This is a genomic window from Paenibacillus pasadenensis, assembly GCF_002864175.1.
GTDB classification, from domain to species: Bacteria; Bacillota; Bacilli; order Paenibacillales; family Paenibacillaceae; genus Paenibacillus_O; species Paenibacillus_O pasadenensis.
In genome coordinates, this window is sequence record NZ_NFEZ01000004.1 from 905,922 (window position 1) to 925,263 (window position 19,342).

At 65.4% G+C, this 19,342-nt stretch carries 17 protein-coding genes; 15 read left to right on the top strand and 2 right to left on the bottom strand.

Annotated elements, in window-relative coordinates; genetic code table 11:
* Positions 1 to 808: 808 nt before the first annotated feature.
* Positions 809 to 1,894, bottom strand: a complete 1,086-nt coding sequence (locus tag B8V81_RS13570) for a copper amine oxidase N-terminal domain-containing protein (RefSeq protein ID WP_101808543.1) — start codon at positions 1,892 to 1,894, stop codon at positions 809 to 811.
* A 251-nt stretch (positions 1,895 to 2,145) separates the two neighbouring features.
* Between B8V81_RS13570 and B8V81_RS13575 the strand changes: the two genes are divergently transcribed.
* Positions 2,146 to 2,721: a GNAT family N-acetyltransferase gene (locus B8V81_RS13575; RefSeq protein ID WP_052333535.1), complete on the top strand. Its 576-nt coding sequence runs from the start codon at positions 2,146 to 2,148 to the stop codon at positions 2,719 to 2,721.
* Between the two features lie 85 nt (positions 2,722 to 2,806).
* Here B8V81_RS13575 and B8V81_RS13580 read toward each other — a convergent pair whose 3' ends face one another.
* Complete coding sequence (locus B8V81_RS13580) at positions 2,807 to 3,850, bottom strand: LLM class flavin-dependent oxidoreductase (RefSeq protein ID WP_373864132.1); 1,044 nt, start codon at positions 3,848 to 3,850, stop codon at positions 2,807 to 2,809.
* Between the two features lie 101 nt (positions 3,851 to 3,951).
* Between B8V81_RS13580 and B8V81_RS26165 the strand changes: the two genes are divergently transcribed.
* From B8V81_RS26165 to B8V81_RS13650, 14 genes are all read left to right on the top strand, one after another.
* On the top strand, positions 3,952 to 5,403 hold the full coding sequence (locus tag B8V81_RS26165; protein WP_180968447.1) for an aminoglycoside 6-adenylyltransferase: 1,452 nt from the start codon (positions 3,952 to 3,954) through the stop codon (positions 5,401 to 5,403).
* Positions 5,404 to 5,576: 173 nt separating this feature from the next.
* On the top strand, positions 5,577 to 6,455 hold the full coding sequence (locus B8V81_RS13590; protein WP_084137526.1) for a DUF4362 domain-containing protein: 879 nt from the start codon (positions 5,577 to 5,579) through the stop codon (positions 6,453 to 6,455).
* Between the two features lie 21 nt (positions 6,456 to 6,476).
* On the top strand, positions 6,477 to 6,779 hold the full coding sequence (locus B8V81_RS13595; RefSeq protein WP_028600235.1) for a Dabb family protein: 303 nt from the start codon (positions 6,477 to 6,479) through the stop codon (positions 6,777 to 6,779).
* Positions 6,776 to 7,342: a histidine phosphatase family protein gene (locus B8V81_RS13600; RefSeq protein WP_043111753.1), complete on the top strand. Its 567-nt coding sequence runs from the start codon at positions 6,776 to 6,778 to the stop codon at positions 7,340 to 7,342. Before B8V81_RS13595 ends, B8V81_RS13600 begins: the two co-directional genes overlap by 4 nt.
* 493 nt (positions 7,343 to 7,835) lie before the next feature.
* Entirely contained in the window at positions 7,836 to 8,729 is an 894-nt protein-coding gene (locus tag B8V81_RS13605) for a hypothetical protein (protein WP_028600236.1), read from the top strand.
* A 378-nt stretch (positions 8,730 to 9,107) separates the two neighbouring features.
* Complete coding sequence (locus tag B8V81_RS13610) at positions 9,108 to 9,401, top strand: hypothetical protein (RefSeq protein WP_028600238.1); 294 nt, start codon at positions 9,108 to 9,110, stop codon at positions 9,399 to 9,401.
* A gap of 97 nt (positions 9,402 to 9,498) precedes the next feature.
* On the top strand, positions 9,499 to 10,416 hold the full coding sequence (locus B8V81_RS13615) for a hypothetical protein (protein ID WP_146000497.1): 918 nt from the start codon (positions 9,499 to 9,501) through the stop codon (positions 10,414 to 10,416).
* A gap of 115 nt (positions 10,417 to 10,531) precedes the next feature.
* A complete protein-coding gene (locus B8V81_RS13620; protein ID WP_101808546.1) occupies positions 10,532 to 10,789 on the top strand; it encodes a hypothetical protein in 258 nt (85 codons plus the stop codon).
* A gap of 280 nt (positions 10,790 to 11,069) precedes the next feature.
* Entirely contained in the window at positions 11,070 to 12,536 is a 1,467-nt protein-coding gene (locus B8V81_RS13625) for an extracellular solute-binding protein (protein WP_244912761.1), read from the top strand.
* A gap of 22 nt (positions 12,537 to 12,558) precedes the next feature.
* The gene (locus B8V81_RS13630; protein WP_043111755.1) at positions 12,559 to 13,446 is read left to right on the top strand and encodes a carbohydrate ABC transporter permease; all 888 of its coding nucleotides are present in this window, start codon (positions 12,559 to 12,561) and stop codon (positions 13,444 to 13,446) included.
* Positions 13,443 to 14,432: a carbohydrate ABC transporter permease gene (locus B8V81_RS13635; RefSeq protein ID WP_244912762.1), complete on the top strand. Its 990-nt coding sequence runs from the start codon at positions 13,443 to 13,445 to the stop codon at positions 14,430 to 14,432. The genes B8V81_RS13630 and B8V81_RS13635 overlap by 4 nt, the downstream gene beginning before the upstream one ends.
* Before the next feature lie 1,782 nt (positions 14,433 to 16,214).
* Positions 16,215 to 17,792 (top strand): DUF4127 family protein, encoded by a 1,578-nt coding sequence (locus B8V81_RS13640; protein WP_052333536.1) that lies wholly within the window; start codon positions 16,215 to 16,217, stop codon positions 17,790 to 17,792.
* Positions 17,793 to 17,796: 4 nt separating this feature from the next.
* A complete protein-coding gene (locus tag B8V81_RS13645; RefSeq protein WP_028600244.1) occupies positions 17,797 to 18,498 on the top strand; it encodes an N-acetylmannosamine-6-phosphate 2-epimerase in 702 nt (233 codons plus the stop codon).
* A complete protein-coding gene (locus B8V81_RS13650) occupies positions 18,489 to 19,328 on the top strand; it encodes a MurR/RpiR family transcriptional regulator (protein WP_028600245.1) in 840 nt (279 codons plus the stop codon). Before B8V81_RS13645 ends, B8V81_RS13650 begins: the two co-directional genes overlap by 10 nt.
* Positions 19,329 to 19,342 lie beyond the last annotated feature (14 nt).

The window sequence follows — 19,342 nt, forward strand, 5'->3', positions numbered from 1 at the left end:
TCAATCCACGCTCCCGGTACGGGGAGCGACCTCTCCCCCTTCGTGTCCATCTTGATGACCTTGGGGTTTCAATCCACGCTCCCGGTACGGGGAGCGACGAGGGAATACACGGATATGATCGAGGAAGCGAAGGTTTCAATCCACGCTCCCGGTACGGGGAGCGACGCGCGGAGGCGGTCGCCGTCTTCCGGCGGATCAAGTTTCAATCCACGCTCCCGGTACGGGGAGCGACGTTCGTCGCCTGCTTGAGCAGGGCCAAAAGCTGGGGGTTTCAATCCACGCTCCCGGTACGGGGAGCGACTATCCACTGGCTGACCTGCAACGGTACCTATCAGATGTTTCAATCCACGCTCCCGGTACGGGGAGCGACGCAATCAGCAATCTCCGCAAAAGCCGCAATCGCATGTTTCAATCCACGCTCCCGGTACGGGGAGCGACAGCGAAAAAATGCAGTTACATACCCTGCAGGTATGTAACCATCCTCTTTTCCTACTTCAATCAACTTAAAAAGTATGACCACATTCTTGACATAATCGATAAAGTGTGATTTCAGGCTCGATTCGACAAGTTTCGAGGTGCGAATCCCCCGGGGTTTTCATGGGAGCTTGGCATTCGCACCAAGCACCCGCTCTACTTTCAATCATACTTGATCTTCATTACGCTGCCAATGTCTTCCTTATCGGGCCGGAAGCGCCGTGCTTCCATCGCCTCCAACCTGCCTCCACGCGAAGCCGTCTGAAAGCCAAGCAGGGCTGCCCCCGCGCCGTGAGACGGCGTCGGGAACAGCCCTGCGTTCATTCCATAGATCCTACTCCATCTTCTCCTGGTTGTTGATGTCGATCTGGCCTTCGAACACGTAGGCGTTGTTCAGCATCATGACGTCGCGGAAGAACTGCAGCGGCACGTACGTCTTGCCGTCGACGAGCGCCGGAGCGGCGCCGAGCTCGATTGGAGCCATCTTGTTGTAGACGTAGTAGTCCTTGCCGATCGTCAGCGTCGTGGCGAGGCCGATGCGGCTCGACTTGGTGGACGTGTCCCATGTCAGCTTCTGGCCGAGCGCCTCGACGACGGCGCGCAGCGGCACCATGACCGTGCCGTCCTTGCTCGTATACGGCGATGGACCGGCCAGCTTCTTGCCTTCGACGACGATCGGGAAGCCCGATACGTCAGGCGTGTCGGCTATCGGCTCCTCCAGCGTACCCGGCTGCTCCGGCAGCGTGCCGATCGGCGGCACGGCTTCTTCGAACAGCACGACGATCTGCTCCGGCGACGTCTGCGGCGGCAAGCTGCGTGTCGTCACGCTGTATTTGACCGCCAGGGCGCGGCCCTTCAGGTCGCCGGTGAACGCCGTGCCGTCCTCAAGCACGAGCGGGGTCTGCTCGGAAACGTTGAGCACGAGCTGGCCGTCCTCGCTGATCAGCTGTCCGGCGTCGCCTTCCGCAGCCTTGAAGCGGTCGACCTTCCACGAAGCAGTTTCTTCGACCGGCACGAGCACCTCGGCCTCGAATTGCGGCGGGTAGATCATGAGCATCGGCTTCTTGGCGTCGTAGTAGGCGTTCCACTTCGTGCCCGCCTGCAGCTTGTCCGGGGCGGCGACGTAGGTGTCGCCGGAGACGGTCACGTTGGCGATGATCTCGCCTTTGTCATCCTGGAGGGAGACGGTCTTGGCGCCTTCCTTCGTCTTGCTGTCGGAGATTTCCTTCACCGTTCCGGTGACGCTCATATAGTTCGGCACGGCCGGCTGCTGCTGCTCGTTCTGGACGCTCGAGTCCGGCAGCGGCGCGGAGATCGGCACGATCGCTCCCGCCGGGCTGGCGGCGATGACGGAAGATGCGGCAAGGGACAGGGCTGCGACGGACAGCAGGGCTGGAATCGTCTTGGTCGGTTTTTTCATTGCTTTAGTCACTCCTGTTCGGTTATGGGGGTCTGGATACGAGTTATTACCCGTCTTCCTTCTCCCAAACGCGCCGCTGCGTCGGAAGGTTGCATGCCCAAGGCGGAAAAAAACCTGATTTTACCGCAACCTTTCGGGTTGCTGCTGCGTCAGGCGATGCTATTCTCTTCCAGTTGCGACGCGTTCGCCTGTCGACAATCAACACAAATTCGATTATAATCTAATTAGATTGTAATCGAAGGAGTGATGGCATGACGGGGCTTTCGAAGCGGCCGCCTAAGCTGATTCCCGCCTGTTGGAGCACGGAGCGCCTGACGGTTCGGGAGGTGTCGCCGGAGGACGAGACGGCGGCGAGCCGTCTGTTCGTCGAGGCGGGTCCGCTGCCGGAATGGACCGGCCGTTCGGCCGAAGAAGGCTATGTCGGTCGGGTGCTGAAAGGGAATCCCGATGTGCCCCCTGGCGGCAGCGCGGATCGGGTCCGCCTGCAGCTCGCCTGGCTGCGGGAGGAGGACGGCGCCGCGCGGCCGGCCGCCATCCTGGAGCTGTACCACGGTTATCCGGGCGAGGAGGATTTGTACATCGGTTATTTTGGCGTCGACGCTTCGTTGCGGGGGACTGGCATCGGGCGCGAGCTCGTCGAGGGCATCGCCGCGCAGGCCGAAGCTCTCGGCTTTCGCAGGATAAGGGCGGCGGTTGATTTGAAAAATTGGACCGGACTCCGCTTTTGGGTTACGCTGGGATTCGCCGAGGCGGTCAAGGTGGTCGGCGACGCCGTGCTCAGCGCTTCGACGTTCGGGCAGATCGAGCTGGCGCGCCGGCTCGGCTAGCGCAGCCGGTTTCGGGCGAAACAACGACCAAGGCCCCCGTCCCGATCAGGGACGAGGGCCTTGGCAGACCGCCGGAGGACGCTGCTCAGCCGAGCTTGGCCAGCTCGCGCCGCACGATCGGGGCGACCTTCGTGCCGAGCAGCTCGATCGAGCGCAGCACGTCGCGATGCGGCACGGCGCTGACGTCGACATGATGGAAGAAGCGCGTCACGCCGAGGTTCTTGTGAAGCAGCAGGATCTTCTCCGCGACGTACTCCGGATCGCCGACGTACAGCGCGCCGCGCGGATCGCAGGCGGCGTCGAACGCCCGGCGGTCGAAGCTCGCCTGCCAGCCGCGCTCGGCGCCGATCTTGTTCATCTGCGCGCGGTACGGCTCATACAGCAGGTCGGCCGCGGCCTGCTTCGTGTCGGCGAGGAAGCCGTGGGAGTGCGTCGCGATCTGCAGCTTGGACACGTCGTGTCCGGCTTGGGCGGCGGCGCGCTTGTACAGGTCGACGAGCGGCGCGAAGCTCTCCGGCATGCCGCCGATGATCGCATAGGCGACAGGCAGGCCGAGCAGGCCGGCGCGGATCGTCGACTGAGAGTTGCCGCCGGTGGCGATCCAGACCGGCAGCGGATCCTGCACCGCGCGCGGATAGACGCCGCGGTCCTCGATCGCCGGGCGCAGGCCGCCGCGCCAGCTTACCTTTTCCGACTTGGCGATGTCGAGCAGCAGCTCGAGCTTCTCGTCGAACAGCTCGTTGTAATCGTCGAGGCTATAGCCGAACAAAGGGAACGACTCGATGAACGAGCCCCGTCCCGCCATGATCTCGGCGCGTCCGTTCGAGATGCCGTCGAGCGTCGCGAACTGCTGGTACACGCGCACGGGATCGTCGGACGACAGCACCGTCACGGCGCTCGTCAGGCGGATATGCTTGGTCTGCGCGGCCGCGGCCGCCAAAATGACCGCCGGCGCGGAGCCGGCGTAGTCCGGGCGGTGATGCTCGCCGATGCCGTAGACGTCGAGCCCGACCTGATCGGCGAGCACGATCTCCTCGACCGCCTCGCGCAGCCGCTCGGCGTGATTTTTCGGCTGGCCCGTCCCCGGATGCGGCGCCGCCTCTAGGAACGTGCTGATGCCGATTTCCATCGATGCCATATCGTTCATCTCCAATCTGGATGCTTCATGGCTTCATAATACTATAAAATATAATGTTTCTCAACTATAGTAAGTTAAAAGGGGGAGCTGGAATGCGGAAGACCGATGTCCGTCCGTGGACGCCGCAATGGCGGGAGCGGGCGGAGACGGAGATGGCTTGGCTCGAGGCGATGCTCGGCGGCGAGCTGCTGGAGCTTCATCACATCGGCAGCACGTCGATCGAGGCGATCGGCTGGGCCAAGCCGGTCGTCGACCTGCTCGCCGTCGTGCGCAGCGTGCAGGCGCTGGACGCGCTGGAGGACGCCTTTGCGCAGCTCGGGTACGAGGCGAAGGGAGAGAACGGAATTCCCGGACGTCGCTTTTATGCTCAGGGAGGCGACCGGCGAACCGCGCATCTGCATGCGTTCGAGGCGGGAGCGCCGCAGATCGGCGTCCACCTGCGGTTCCGCGACTATCTGGAGGCGCATCCGGAGCGCGCGCGAGCGTACGGCGAGCATAAGCGCGAGCTGGCGGAGCGGTTCCCGGACGATACGCATGCATACCAGGAGGCCAAGCAGCCGTTCGTGCAGCGGCTCGTGCAGGAGGCGGAGGCATGGGCGGAGGCGGCGGAAAGGATGGCGGCTGAAGATGCCGAGGCGCGGAAGCTGGAAAGCGAGTCCGGAGAAGGCTCCGCTCGCCCGCCGCGCCGTTCCGAGGACGAGATGATGGCGCTCATCCTCGGCGTCGCCCGGGCGGACGAGCGCGTCCGCGCCGTCTGCCTGAACGGCTCGCGCGTCAACCCGCTGGCGCCGCGAGACAAGCTCCAGGACTTCGACGTCGTCTACCTCGTGACGGAGCTGGACGCATACCTCGCCGACGACAGCTGGATCGACGTGTACGGCGAGCGCGTCATCCTGCAGATGCCGGAGCGCATGGGGCTGATCCCCCTGGACGGCGGCGGGCGCTTCGCCTATCTGATGCAGCTCGCGGACGGCAACCGGATCGACCTGCGGCTCATCCCGCTGGAGCAGACGGACGCATACTTGGCCGAGGACCGGCTGACCCGCATCCTGCTCGACAAGGACGGCAGGCTGCCGGAGCTGCCGGAGCCGAGCGACGCGGACTTCCATGTCCGGCCGCCGCGCGGAAGCGAGTTCGCCGACTGCGCCAACGAGTTCTGGTGGGTGTCGACCTACGTCGCCAAGGGGCTGTGGCGCGACGAGCCGCTGTACGCGCTCGACCATCTGAACGGCCCGGTGCGGGCGATGCTGCTGCAGATGCTGGACTGGCAGGCTGGAGCTCGGCACGGCTTCGCCGTCAGCACGGGCAAAAGCGGCAAGTACCTGGACCGCTGGCTGCCGGCCGAATCGTGGCAGGCGCTGCTCGCGACCTACCCGTCCGCGGACCGCGAGTCGGTCTGGACGGCGCTGCTGCGCATGGCCGAGCTGTTCGGCTCGTCGGCGCGCGATGTCGCCGCCCGGCTGGGCCTGGCGTATGACGAGGAGGAGGAGCGCCGCGTGCGCCGCTATCTGCTCGAGGTGAAAAGCGATACGGGACAGCGCTAGCGCCCCGGCCGGCCGGCTTCAAGGCTCCGCCCGGCACCGCGGCGGCCGCGCTCCAGCCCGCGCCCGAGGCGCGTCCGAGGCGTGTCTGCCGCATGGCCGACGCGCCTCTCTTTGCGAGACGGGAACCTTTTCTCCATGCAGCGCGTCCGTAGGAAGGAAGAGGAGGGAAAGTCATGAAACGAATGCTGCACCCGAAAGCGCTGGTCGCGCTGCTGCTCGCCGGCCTGCTGGCGGGCGGCTGCTCGTCCGGGCCGGAGCTGCCGTCCGGCAGCGGAGCTCAGGCCTCGTCCGGGAGCCCCGCTCCGGCTGAGTCGCAGGCAGAAGCCGGAGCGCTGCCCGAGCAAGGACGGGCGGCCGTCGTCAGCCGTTCGCTCGGCTTCGGCGAGGTCAACCCGGCTCCGCTCGCGCTGTTCGAGGAGAGCGCGGAGATCGAGCCTTTCGAGGAAGCGATCCGCTCCAGCGAGCGGATCGAGGGCATCCTGGACGTGGCCGAGCCCGACCTCGACCTCGTGCTGCAGAGCGAGAGCGGCGCGAGGAAGGCGTATCATCTGTGGCTTCCGCTCGGCGGTCCCCGGACGGAAGGGATGAAGGGCATGGCGATGGAGGTCGCAAATACCCATACCGGGTACACGATCTCTGCGGCGGCGGCGAAGCAGCTGGCGGAGCTTGTCTTGAGCAAGGGCTACACGTCCGAGCAAGCTGTCAAGAACGGCGACGTCGTTTTCGGCCTCCGAGGGCAGTTCAACGCGGACGTCTGGCAGGCGTTCGCCGAGAAGGTCGGGCGGGGCGAGGAGGCGGCCGTCCAGATCACGTCGTATACGATCGAGGGGGCTCCGATCTTCGAGAACCTGTCGCTTGAAGACGGCACGATCCGCTACCGGAGAGACGACCGCTTCGACGGCTATGCCGCCAAGGAGCATCCCCGGATCTACTTCTGCAAGCGGCTGGAGGAAGGGGAGGCCGGCGAGGACACGGTCTATTCGCTGGCGGAGTGCGGGGAGGAAGCCTCGCCGTTCCTGCTGCGGCTGAGCGGCACGGGCGGCGGGAGCTAGATGAAAAAGGAGGAGAAGCCCATGATGGAGCATCTCGTATCGTTCAAATTCAACCGGCCGCTGGAGGCGGCCGAGCAGGAGGAGCTGCTCGCGCTGCTGCGCGGGCTGCGGGGGCAGGTGCCGGGCATCATCGAGCTGACCTGCGGCTTCAATGAGACGGAGGAGACGGACAACATCCACGGCTTCACGCTCGGCCTGCGCGTCACGTTCACGGATCGGGAGGCGTTGCGCGACTACGGTCCGCATCCGGCGCATCAGGCGTTCGTCGCGCGGCTGGACGGGCTCGTGGAGCAGGTCGTCGTCGTCGACTACCCGTTCGGATGAGCCCGGCCGAGGACAAGACGATCTACCTGATCCGCCACGCCCGCGCGTCCGGCCAGGAACCGCAGGCCGAGCTGACGGCGGAGGGAGCGGTCCAGGCGGAGCGCCTGGCGGAGTTTCTCGCCGGCCGCGGCATCGAGCGCATCGTCTCGAGCCCGTACTTGCGGGCGCTGGATACGATCGCGCCGTTCGCGGCGGCGGCGGGACTGCCGGTCGAGGAGGACGCGCGGCTGGCCGAGCGCGTGCTGTCCGCCGCGCCGCTGCCGGATTGGGAGGAGCGGCTGCGCGCCTCCTTCCTCGATCCGGAGCTGCGGCTGGAGGGCGGCGAAAGCGGGCGCGAGGCGCTGGAGCGAGGCCAGGCCGCGATCGCGGAGCTGGAGCGGAGCGTGGGCGCTGGCAAGGCCGGGGCGGCGGTATCGCACGGCAACCTGCTGGCGCTGCTCGTCGGGGCGTTCGACCCGTCGTTCGGCTATGACGGGTGGCGCGCGATGCGTAATCCCGATGTGTTCGAGCTCGCGATCGGCGAGGGCGGAGCCCGGATCAGGCCGATCCGGGACGGCAAGTAACGATGGACCGGCAGCGGGGCTGCCGGTTTTTTTCGCCTCCGGCGGGCATGCGTGTGACGGAATTCACGGTATCATCCGCCCGGATCGGGTAAGGAAGGAGAGGACGGCGCCGAATGGAGGGAACGCGCATGAGCACGAGCCAGGCATGGCGCCGGCAGCGTGCATGACGGCGCAGCTGCCCCATGCTGCAGGATCTAACGACGAATCAGCTCGCTAGAGCCTCTTTTTCACGTCTCCCCGGAATCTAACGACGCGCCAGACGCTAAGAAAGCCAAATTCCTCTGAAAACGAGGAATTTCAGCCGTTTTTCAGCGGTTAAGCGTCTCACGCGTCGTTAGCTTCGCCAACAGGCGGTTTTCTGCTGTCTAACGAGCTCAGGCGTCGTAAGCCTCGAAGCAAGCATGCGCATCGGACTGCCCCGCAACGAATCGGTCCCATGGCGCGTCTAACCGATGTTCATATCGATATCTGGATTGTGAAAGGAGAGGCGCCCATGACGATATCCCCCTGGCTCTGGCCCTTGCCCGTGCTGGCTGTGCTGGCGCTGGCCTTCATCTATAGCCGCCGCAAGGAGCAGGAGCGCCATCTGCTCTGGAAGCTGCTCGGCTATCTGCTGCTCGGCGCCTTCATGCTGCGTCTGAACGGCTTCCCGCTGCCGCTCGGCTATGCGCTGTTCCTGCTGCTGCTCCAGGCGAAGCCCAAGCCGAACCGCGCCGCCAAGCACAGCGCCGCGTTCGCGGGCTTGCTGCTGTTTTTCCTGACGCTTGCCTTGCCGGCAGCCGAGCAGGGCTGGCTCGAACGCGAGCGCAGCTATCCGGTGGAGGCGGCCCAGATCTCGCAGCTGTCCCTGCAGGATGATTGGGAGCGGTTCAAGGGAGAAGACGCCGCGAGCTCCGAGGATCGGCTGGAGCGCTTCGAGTTCGTCTATGACCGGAGCGGGGCGGTGATCCAGTTGAACTATGCGGTCAACGTCTGGAGCGGGAACGGCTCGTATCGCTACCAGGTCGAGTACGCGCCGGAGAAAGGCCATGCGGTCGTGCAGCGGCTCGGCCGAGATGGCGGAGGCTCGCCTCCCGATGGGTTAAGCGCCGAACTGGTGCTGGAGCGCCTGCGGCCGGAAGTTCTGGCCGAGCTTGCTCCCGCGCCGGAGAGGGCGGATGCGGACCGGCTGCGGCTGGAGGTGCCGACGATGTGGTTCGCCAACGGTACGGCGTCATTGGATCCGAAGGGCTTCCAGCCCGCCTTCCGGATCGGCCACGACGGCGAGGTAGAGCCGCTGCCGAACGTAGCGGAGCCGTACGAGACAACCGCTGCGGTCGTCGTGTACGGCTGCCGCGATCCGGAGCTGTTCGAGGGCTGCTCCGCGCCCGCATACTACTTGTTCTAAAGCGGCCGGCCACGACAGGCGAGCGCGTGATTCCAAGCATCGGCCGCTGCGTCCGCGGCAGGCGGATGCCGGCCTTCACCGGATTTTTCGGCCATCTGGCGTTCGCCCGTCCTCGCCGATTCCGCTCCTCGCGCGCCCGGCCTCCCGCTCGCCCCTCCGACTCGCCCCTTGGGCCCAGAACCTCCGGCTCGCCCGCTCCGCCTTTCCGCTCCGCCGTCCCGCCCCGCCGTCCCGTTCCGCCCTACCGTTCCGCCCTCCGGCCCTCCCCCTGGACGGGCCTCGGCCCGTCCTTTTTGTCCGCGGCGACATGGGAGCGCTTCACCGGCCATAAGCTGGAGGAAGGCGTCTCAGGCAACTCCACCCGAGGAGGCGAGGCTCATGCTCGGTTCGGTGCTTATGCTGTTCTGGCTGCTGGTGGCGATCGTCATTCTGGCTTCCTTGTATGCCCAGCGGGAGCGCGAGGAGGAATGGCTCTTCCTCAAGCTGATCGGCTGCTACCTGCTCGGAGGCTTCGTGCTGTTCCTCTCCGTGCTGCCGGTGCCGCTCGGATTCATCCTCTACTGGCTGCTGCTTCACGGCAAGATGCGATCCAACCGGGCCGTCAAGGAAAGCGCGGCGTTCTGGGGCCTCGGCGTGCTTCTCATTCGGCTGGTGGTCGGACTGATCTTCTGACGTCCGAGGCCCGATGAGTCCGGTATGGAAGCAGATTCCTTCTTCCCGTCCTCCGGCTTTTTCTCTATGATGGAAAAAGTAGAAAGGAGTGGGATTGTTGGTTCCAGCTTGGGTGGAATGGGTTCCGACGCTGCTGGCAGCGGCGGGGCTCGTCTGGCTGTACCGGAAGAGCAGCCCCGACGAGCCGCACCGAGGGTGGAAGCTCATCGGCTATGCGGCGCTCGGGGCGTTCTCCTTCCGCTTCCCTGAGTTCTCGTTCCCGCTCGGCTTTTTGATCTGCCTGATGCTCCTTGCTCGGGCCAAGCCTAACGTCCGGGCCAAAAGAGGCGCGGCGATCGCCGGGCTGGCGATTTTCGCCGCCGGAATCGCCATTCCGGCGCTCGATCAGCGCCTGTTCGAGCGGGAGCGCAGCTTCGCCGTCCAGTCCGGACAGGCGGAGCGGCTCGATCTGGCCGGCGACTGGCGGCGCATCGCGGGAGGCGGCGAGTCGACGGACGAGCGGCTCGACCGGTTCCAGCTCGTGCAGGAGCCGGACGGCCGTATCCGCAGCCTGCAGTACCAAGTCACGGCCCGCGACAGCAAGGGAGACTATACGATCGAGGTGCGCTATGAGCCGGAGAGCGGCCAAGCGATCGTCGAGCGGACGAGGCGCCGCTCTCTGAACGATGAAGCCGCGCTTTCGTTCGCCAGCGGCTCCTCCGGCGTGTACCGGATCGATCCGGAGCGATTCCTGCAGCTTTTGTCGCCGGACAATCTGGAGAGGATGACGATGGAGGCGGCGAGCGGCCCGGCCAAGCTGCGTGAGCTCGAGCTCCTCTTGTTCAACGGCCCGGCGGGGCCGGTCGAGCCTTCTCCGATCCGGCGCCTGCTGCAGGCGGACGGCATCAAGCCGGCCGGCGAGGAGCCGGTTCACGGCTACATCCTGCAGGCGCGCGGCAAGACGGATTCCGAGCAGGGCAAGGAGGACAAGTTCGTCTGGCATGTCATTCCGACGCAGGACGTCCAGCCGGGCTGACTTGTCTCCGTCCGGTTCGCCTGCCTGCTCTTTTATTTGCTGCCGCGGCTTTTTCAGGAGCCGACTCTTGACGCTTGGAGGTTCATGACCATGCTGTTCCTGCTGATCTACCGCCGTGCCGGTCATCATCGCGCTCGTACTGCTGAACGGCCGCCAGGAGGACGAGGACTTCCTCTTCCTCAAGCTGTTCGGCTATCTGTTTCTGGCGACCCTCGGCCTGCGGCTGATCTTTCTTCCGATCCCGCTCGGCTTCCTGCTGTTCTATTTCCTGCTTCGTCCCAGGTCCAAGCTCAACGAGGACCAGAAGCATGCCGCCGCCTGGTGGGGGCTCGGGCTGTACGTCGTCAGCCTGCTGATCTCCATCATGCCGTGAACAGCTTCCGCTTGAACGGCCGGGTCGTCCATGGCGCCGCGATAGGCGCCTTTTTCATGCCCAATTCCGAAAATATTCTCCAGAAAATAAAAATAATATGGAGAAAAATACTTCCCAATGCTGGAAACCGCTGTTATACTAGCGGTGACTTAACGAAATCTCCATAGCCTCATCCTTCCTTTGCGACCGCATGGATTGGCCGGCATCATCGATTCGCTCCGTGGCTTCTGCAGAACTTGTCCAACAAGTCTCAAGAAATCAAGAGAGGGTGGCTCATGACATGGTTAACCGCAGCTCCGCAACATCCGGCTTGGCCCCTGCTTCCTCCGACCCGACGAACCGCAGTAATTCGAGCGCTTCAACCGCCCATCGCTCCACGATTCCGCCGACAGCCGTCCTTCGCGCCTCCCGAAGCTCCCGTCCGCTCCATCCGATCCGTCTCGCCTCGACCGGCGCGCTCGCGGCGCTGATGCTGCTGGCAGCCGCCTGCGGCAACGGCGGCTCGAACGGCCCCGGCTCCGCGCCGACGGCCAGCCCGGGCGCCAGTCCCGGCGACAGCGCCAGCCCCGCTCCTTCCGTGCAGGAAGCGAAGCTGGAGTTCTGGACGATCTCGCTTCAGCCGACGTTCAACGACTACATCAACGGACTCATCGACGAGTATCAAAAAGCCCATCCCGGCGTGACGGTCGATTGGAAGGACTATCCGTACGACGCGATCACGACCAAGCTGCTCGCCACGGCCGGCGGCAAAAACGCGCCGGATGTCGTCAACCTCAACACCGAGTTCGCGAGCCAGCTCGCGACGAAGGGGGCGCTGGCCGATCTCGGCGCACTCATCTCGGACGAGACGAAGAGCAGCTTTTTCCCCGGCATCTTCGACTCCACCGTGTTCGACGGCAAGCCGTACGCGCTGCCCTGGTACACCGGCACCCAGGTGCTCTACATGAACAAGGAGCTCGTCGAAAAGGCCGGGCTCGATCCGGCCAACCCGCCGAAGACGAAGGAGGAGCTGTACGAGTGGTCGCGCCAGGTCAAGGAAAAGACCGGCGCCGCCGGCTACGCGACGCAGTTCGGGGCGAACCTGCTGCCGAGCGACGGCGTGCCGATCCTCGATGACGAGCGCAAGAGCGCCGCGTTCAACACGGACGCCGGCATCGCGGTCGTCGAGCAGCTGAAAAAGCTCGTCGACGAGGGCGTCATCGTCAAGGACGACGCGAACTTCCAGAAGCAGGTCGAATACTACTCCAGCGAGCAGGTCGCCTTCGAGCTGTCGGGACCGACATTCATCAACAAGCTCAAGTCGGCGGCGCCCGACGTGTACGCCAAGACGATCGCCGTGCCGCTGCCGACCGGCAAGGCCGACCTGATCTATTCCAACTCGATGAACCTCGTCGTGCCGAAAAACGCCAAGAACCCGCAGGCCGCCGCCGACTTCGCCGTCTTCGTCACCAACGCGGCCAACCAGACGGCCTTCGCCAAGTTCGCGAACACGCTGCCGTCGACCAAGGCGTCGATCGAGGATCCGTTCTTCACGGAATCCGACAATACGCTCGAGTCGCAGGCGAAGATCGCGTCGGTGAAAAGCCTCGACAAGGCGCAGGAGTACTACCTCGGCATCCCGGCCGCCGGCGACATCAACTCGGCGATCGCCCGCCAGCTGCAGGAGATCATCCTGAACGGCGGCGACGTCAAGGCGGGCGTCGAGGCTGCCGCCGCCAAGGTGAACGAGGCGATCGCTCCGAAATAACGTCAAGGACGGTGAGATTCCGATGCGCAGAAGAACGCTTGCTTCCGACGCGCTGCCGGCCTGGAGCTTCATGGCTCCGGGCCTTCTCGTCATCGGCGTGTTCGTGCTTTTCCCGATCGTGTACAGCATCCCGCTCGCCCTGACCGACTACTCGGTGCTGGGGGAGACGAAGTTCATCGGACTGGACAACTTCCGCCGGGCGTTCGCCGACGACAGCTTCCTCGTCTCGCTCTGGAACTCCGTGCTCTACATCATCGTCGTGCCGGTGCTGCAGATCCTGTCCATCCTGATCGCGATCCTCGTCAACAGCCGCATCCCGGGCATCCAGGCGTTCCGGGCGGCCTACTACATCCCGGTCGTGACGTCGATGGTCGCCGTCGCCCTCATGTGGAACTGGCTGCTCAGCCAGAACGGCGTCGTCAACTACATCCTCATCACCCTCGGCATCACCGACCAGAAGATCGGCTGGCTGTCGACCAGCTCGACGGCGCTGTACGTGCTCATGTTCATCACCTTGTGGAAAGGGCTCGGCTACTACATGATGCTGTATCTCGCCGGCCTGCAGTCGATCCCGGCCGACCTCTACGAGGCGGCGATCGTCGACGGGGCTTCGCGCGCGCAGCGCGTCCGCCTGATCACGATCCCGCTGCTGCGGCCGTACATCTTCTTCTGCAGCCTCATCTCGCTCATGGGCGCGATCCGCGTCTTCGACGAGATGTTCGTGCTGACGCAGGGCGGCCCCGGCACGTCGACGCTGACGAGCAGCCTGTACATCTACGAGCAGGGCCTGGAGCAGCTGAACTTCGGCTATGCCTCCGCGCTCGGCCTCATCGTCAGCGTCATCGTCGGCGTGCTGAGCGTCATCGTGTTCCGGTTCAACCGGCAGGGAGGGGTGAATCCTTACGGATGATGAACTTATCTGAAGGCGGCGGCCCGGCGGTAGCGGGAAGCAAGGCGGACGCTCCGGGCGGCGCGCCAGGAGCGGATCCGCTTCGCGGCGGCCTGACGGCAGGCGCCGGTCCGGGCCGCCGCGGCACGGAGCCGGCGGGCTCAGGCCGAAGCCGGGGCTGGCGGCTCGTCCGCCGCATCCCGGGGCTGCTGGTCGGCTACGCGCTGCTGCTGGCGCTCGCGCTGTTCATGATGGGGCCGTTCCTGTGGCTGCTCAGCGTCTCGCTCATGCCGGGCACCAACGTGTTCAAGTTTCCCCCGGCGATCTTCCCGACGTTCATCAAGCTCGACAACTATACGCAGGTGTGGAGCTTCATCGACTTTCCCAAGTACATCGGCAACACGCTCATCATCACCGGCCTCGGCCTCGTGCTGAACATCCTGCTCTCGCTGTCGACGGCGTATCCGCTCGCCAAGATGCGCTTCAAGGGACGCTCGCTCGTGTTCGGCGTGCTCGTCGCGACGATGATCATCCCTTCTGCGACGGCGCTTGTCGTGCATTATCTGACGATCACCTGGTTCGGGCTGCTCGGCTCGTTTTTCGGCGTCGTGCTTCCTTCGGCGGTGTCGGTGTTCAACATCTTCCTCATGCGGCAGACGTTCCTCGGCGTGCCCGACGACATCCGCGACTCCGGCAAGGTCGACGGCGCGTCGGAGCTGCGCATCTGGTGGCGGCTGATGGTCCCGATGGTCAAGCCGGGCATCGCGGTGATCGCGCTGCTGGAGTTCATGTCGTACTGGAACAGCTTCCTCTGGCCGATCGTCGTGCTGGACGACCCGGCCCAGTATCCGCTCGCGTCGGCGCTGACCTACCTGAACGGCCAGTTCGCGTACAACTTCGGCTGGATCGCCGCGGGCACGATCCTGTCGGTGCTGCCGATCATCGTGGTGTTCCTGTTTACGCAGCGCTATTACATGGAGGGCATTTCCGGGGCGGTGAAAGGGTAGCTTTCGGCGGGGTTCGCGACGAATGAGTTGGAGTCCGCTGAGCCGAAGCCTTTGCTGGGTGAGCCGTGGTGGAGGCTCGCGGAGCCGAAGCCGGTTTCTGGCGAGCCGTGCGGGAAGCTTGCCGAGCTCGCTGTGCGCGCCGAACCGTGCTGGAGTCCGCCAACCCCGCTGCGCGCTGAATCGTGCTGGAATCCGCCAAACCTGCTACGCGCGCTGAACCGTGCTGGAGTCCGCCAAACCCGCTGCGCGCTCTCCATTGTCCTTCCGATCCGCTCTTGTCGTCGGATTCCTTGATTTCCCTGCCTCTGACGAGGAGGGAATCCGCCGACAAATGCGACCGCTGCCGCTTCTACAGGACAACGGAGGCGCTCCGCTCTGGCGGGAACGCAGCAAGCGGGGCGAGCCCGGCCGCAGTCGCAGCCGAAAGGCTTTTGCCAACCGCCGGCTGCGCCCGCTCTGGCGAAGCTCCAGGCTTCTATATTTAATAGAAGTTGCTGCGTCGAGCTCGCGTTAACTGTTCGCTCTGCTGAACGTTAACGACGCAGACCTTCTACTCGCTGAAGAAGATACGGGCACAACCTTAAAGCAACACGCACGAAGATCGGTGTTACGCGGAAAAACCGAGTAACTCGGGTACGAGAAGGCCCCAACGGTCGGAGTAACGCGGAAAAACCGAGTAACTCGGGGGCAAGAAGGCTCGGACGGTCGGAGTTGCGCGGAAAAACCGAGTAACTCGGGTATGAGAAGGCCCCAACGGTCGGAGATGCGCGGAAAAACCGAGTAACTCGGGGGCAAGAAGGCCCAAATGGTCGGAGTTGCGCGGTAAAACCGAGTAACTCGGGTGCGAGAAGGCCCCAACGGTCGGAGTAACGCGGAAAAACCGAGTAACTCGGGTGCGAGAAGGCTCCAACGGTCGGAGTAACGCGGAAAAACCGAGTAACTCGGGTGCGATCCACGAGGCCAATCGGGTTACTAGGGTTCGAGGTAGGCGTCCGGCGAGCAATAGCTCGAAAAAATCGAGTTACTGGGGTTCGAGGAGAGCGCCCTGCAGGCAATAACCCGAAAAAGTCCGGTTACAGGTGTCCAGAAAAGCGATTCGAGAGGTGTAGCCCGAAAAAGTCCGGTTACAGGTGTCCAGAAAAGCGATTCGAGAGGTATAGCCCGAAAAAGTCCGGTTACAGGTGTCCGGAAGCGCGGTCCGGGTGATGCAACCCGAAAAAGTCCGGCTACAGGTATCCAGAAGCGCGGTCGGTGAGATGCAACCCGAAAAAAACTGGTTGCAGGTGAACAAACCTTGAGTTACTCGGGGTTCGAGGTGCGCGTTCAGATGGTGATTCGAGAGCAGGAGCGGAGGGGACGGAAACCTCTTGGAGAAGCGGCAGCGGTTCCCTTGAAGGCCGGATTCCTTCCGTTTCGGAAGGGGAGATCAGAGGAATCTGGGCTTCAGCGGAATCGGAAAGAGGTTCCGTCCGCGGAGCGGCGTCAGAGGCCAGTCGAACCCGAGGTTCCGTCCCCGGAGCGGCGCCAGCGGCCAGTCGAACCGGAGGCTCCGGTCCCGGAGCGGCGTCAGAGGCCAGTCGAACCAGAGGTTCCGTCCCCGGAGCGGCGTCAGCGGAAAGGGCGAACCAGAGGTTCCGTCCCAGGAGCGGCGCCAGCGGCCAGTCGAACCCGAGGTTCCGTCCCCGGAGCGGCGACAGCGGCCAGTCGAACCGGAGGCTCCGGTCCCGGAGCGGCTTCGACCGCCGCCCGGCCGCCAAGCGACGAAAGGAGGCAAGGAGGAGCATGGACAATCCGAAGCGGGGCAAGGTGGTGTATCTGCCGCTGGACGAGCGGCCCTGCAACTATGACTTTCCCTGGCTGCTCGCCAGGGACACTGAGCTCGAGCTGGTCCGGCCGCCGCTTGAGTGGATGGGGCGCAAGAAGCGCCTCGGCCGCATCGCCGAGCTCGGCGACTGGCTGGAGCGCGAGGCCGAGGACGCCGAGGCGGCGATCGTGTCGATCGACACGCTGCTGTACGGCGGCATCGTCCCGTCGCGGCTGCATCGGCTCGGCGAGCATGAGGCGGCGCGTCCGCTCGAGCGGCTGCGCCGCATCCGCGAGCGCAGGCCGGACATCCGGCTGTACGCGTTCCACCTCATCATGCGCTGTCCGCAATATTCGAGCAGCGACGAGGAGCCGGACTATTACGCCGACTGGGGGCGGGAGCTGTTCCGGCTCGGCTACCTCGGCCACCGCGAGCAGCTCGGCCTCGCCATCGCCGAGGAGCAGCATGAGCTGAGCCGCATCCGCATGCGGCTGCCGGAGGACGTGCGCGACGATTACTTAGAAAGACGGGCCGTCAACGCCTCCGCCAATCGCGCCTCGCTCGAGCTGGCGGCCGACGGCACGATCGACTTCCTCGCGCTGCCGCAGGACGACGCGGCGCCGTACGGCTGGACCGCGCTCGACCAGCAGGCCGTCCGCCAGCGCATCCGCGAGCTCGGCGCCGAGACGCGCACGCTCATGTATCCCGGCGCGGACGAGGCCGGCTGCACGCTGCTCGCCCGGCTCGCGGTCGAGCGGACCAACCAATCGCGCCCGCTCGTCTACGCCCGCTACGCCAGCACGCTCGGGCCGCAAGTCGTGCCGCTCTACGAGGACCGTCCGCTCGGCGAAAGCGTCAAGGCGCAGCTGCTGGCGGCAGGAGCGCTGCTCGCCGAGAGCGCGGCCGACGCGCAGCTCGTGCTGCTCGTCAATTCGCCAGGCGGCCCGATGGCGGAGTCGAACGACCAGCTGCGGCCCAATGCCGCCTACGACGTGCAGCGCAGCGTGCAGGAGCTGGCGGAATACGCCGAGCATGCGGTCCGCACGCTCGGCAAGCCCGCGGCGCTCGCCGACGTCGCTTATGCGAACGGCGGCGACCTGCAGCTGCTGAGGCTGCTCCAGGCCAGGGGCCTGCTCCCCGAGCTGGCCGGCATCGCCGGCTGGAACACGAGCGGCAATACGCTCGGCACGGCGATCGCGCAGCTGCTGCTGCATGCGCGCTGCGGCCGCACGCCGGCGCAGCTCGACTTCCTCGGGCTGCGCATCGCCGAGGACTACGGCTACTGCGCCGCCGTCCGCCGGCCGCTGGCGGACGGCGCCATCCGGGAGCGGGGCATGGACTATTTCAACGTCGACGGCGAGCGCGGCGAAGCGGCGCGGCTCGTGCGGGAGGCGCTGGAGCTTTTTCTGGAACGGGAGGGGTTCAAGGACGGGCCGCTTCGCATCCGCATCGAGGACTGCCGCCTGCCGTGGAGCCGCATGTTCGAGGTCGGACTGCGGGTGGAGGCGACGGCAGGCGAGGCGGGAACGCCGACGATCAGCGAAGACAGGGAGTGAAGACATGGCGACCCTATGGGAGCAAGTGAGAGGGGGACTGATCGTCTCCTGCCAGGCGCTGCCGGAGGAGCCGCTCCACGGAGCGGACATCATGGCGCGCATGGCGCTCGCCGCGAAGCAGGGCGGGGCGGCGGCGATCCGGGCCAACGGAGCGGCGGACGTGCGCAGCATCAAGGAGGCGACGGGGCTGCCGGTCATCGGCATCGTCAAGCGGGACTATCCGGGCAGCCCGGTCTACATCACGCCGACTTTGCGGGAGGTGGAGGAGCTGCTGGACGCCGGAGCGGACATGATCGCCTTTGACGCGACGCTGCGCGCGCGGCCGGGCGGCTGCTCTGCGGCGGAGCTCGTCCGGCGGATGCACGGCAGCGGAGCGCTGGCGATGGCCGATGTGAGCACGCTGGAGGAGGCGATCGAGGCGCAGCGGATCGGAGCGGACTGCGTGTCCACGACGCTGTCGGGCTACACGCCGTACTCGGTCAGCCGCACCGGCCCCGACTATGCGCTCGTCGAGCGCGCGGCGCAGCGGCTGGACGTGCCGGTGTTCGCCGAAGGCCGGGTCACCGAGCCGTCGCAGATTCCGGCGCTGCTGGCGAGAGGGGCGCATGCGGTCGTCGTCGGTTCGGCGATTACGCGGCCGCAGCTCATTACGGAACGTTTTGCCGCGGCAGCGGCGGGGGGGAAGGGAGCGATTCGATGGATCTGAAGTTGAAAGTCAGCTCGTACTATCCGTCGCTCACGAAGTCCGAGCAGAAGGTCGCCGACTACGTGCTCGGCGCTCCGGAGTCGATCATGTACCGCTCCGTCACGGAGCTGGCGGATCTGTCGGGCGTGGGCGAGACGACGGTGATGCGCTTCTGCCGGGCGATCGGGTTCAAAGGATACCAGGACTTCAAGCTGGCGCTGGCCCAGGACTACAGCACGCGCCGCCAGCGGGGGGAAGGCTCGCCCGAGGCGGGCGAGGAGGACGGCGACTACCCGTCGCTCGTTCACCGCGAGCTGGCTTCGATTCTCGCCGACACGATGAACCTGCTCGACCGGACCAAGCTGGAAGAGGCGGTGCGGCGCATCCATGAGGCGGGGTACGTGCAGCTGTTCGGCGTCGGCACGTCCGGGCTGACGGCGCTCGACGCCAAAAACCGCCTGCTCCGCATCGGCCTCCGGGCCGAAGCGGCGACCGACGCCCATATCCAGGCGATGATGGCGGTGACGATGGGGCCGGGCGACGTCGCCGTCGGCATCAGCCTGAGCGGCAGCACGCTCGACACGGTCGACCTGCTGTCCAAGGCGCGCCAGCAAGGCGCGTACATCATCGCGATCACGAACTATGCCAAGTCGCCGATCACGGCGGAGGCCGATCTCGTGCTGCTGACCGCAGGCAAGGAGTCCCCGCTCGAGGGCGGGTCCATCGGCGCCAAGATGTCGCAGCTGCTCGTCATCGACCTCATCTGCGAGGGTCTGGCCCGTCACGACCTGCCACGCACTCGCGAGATGCGCGAGCGCATGGCCAAGGCGGTCATCGAGCGGATCTATTGAGACGGGAGGGGGGA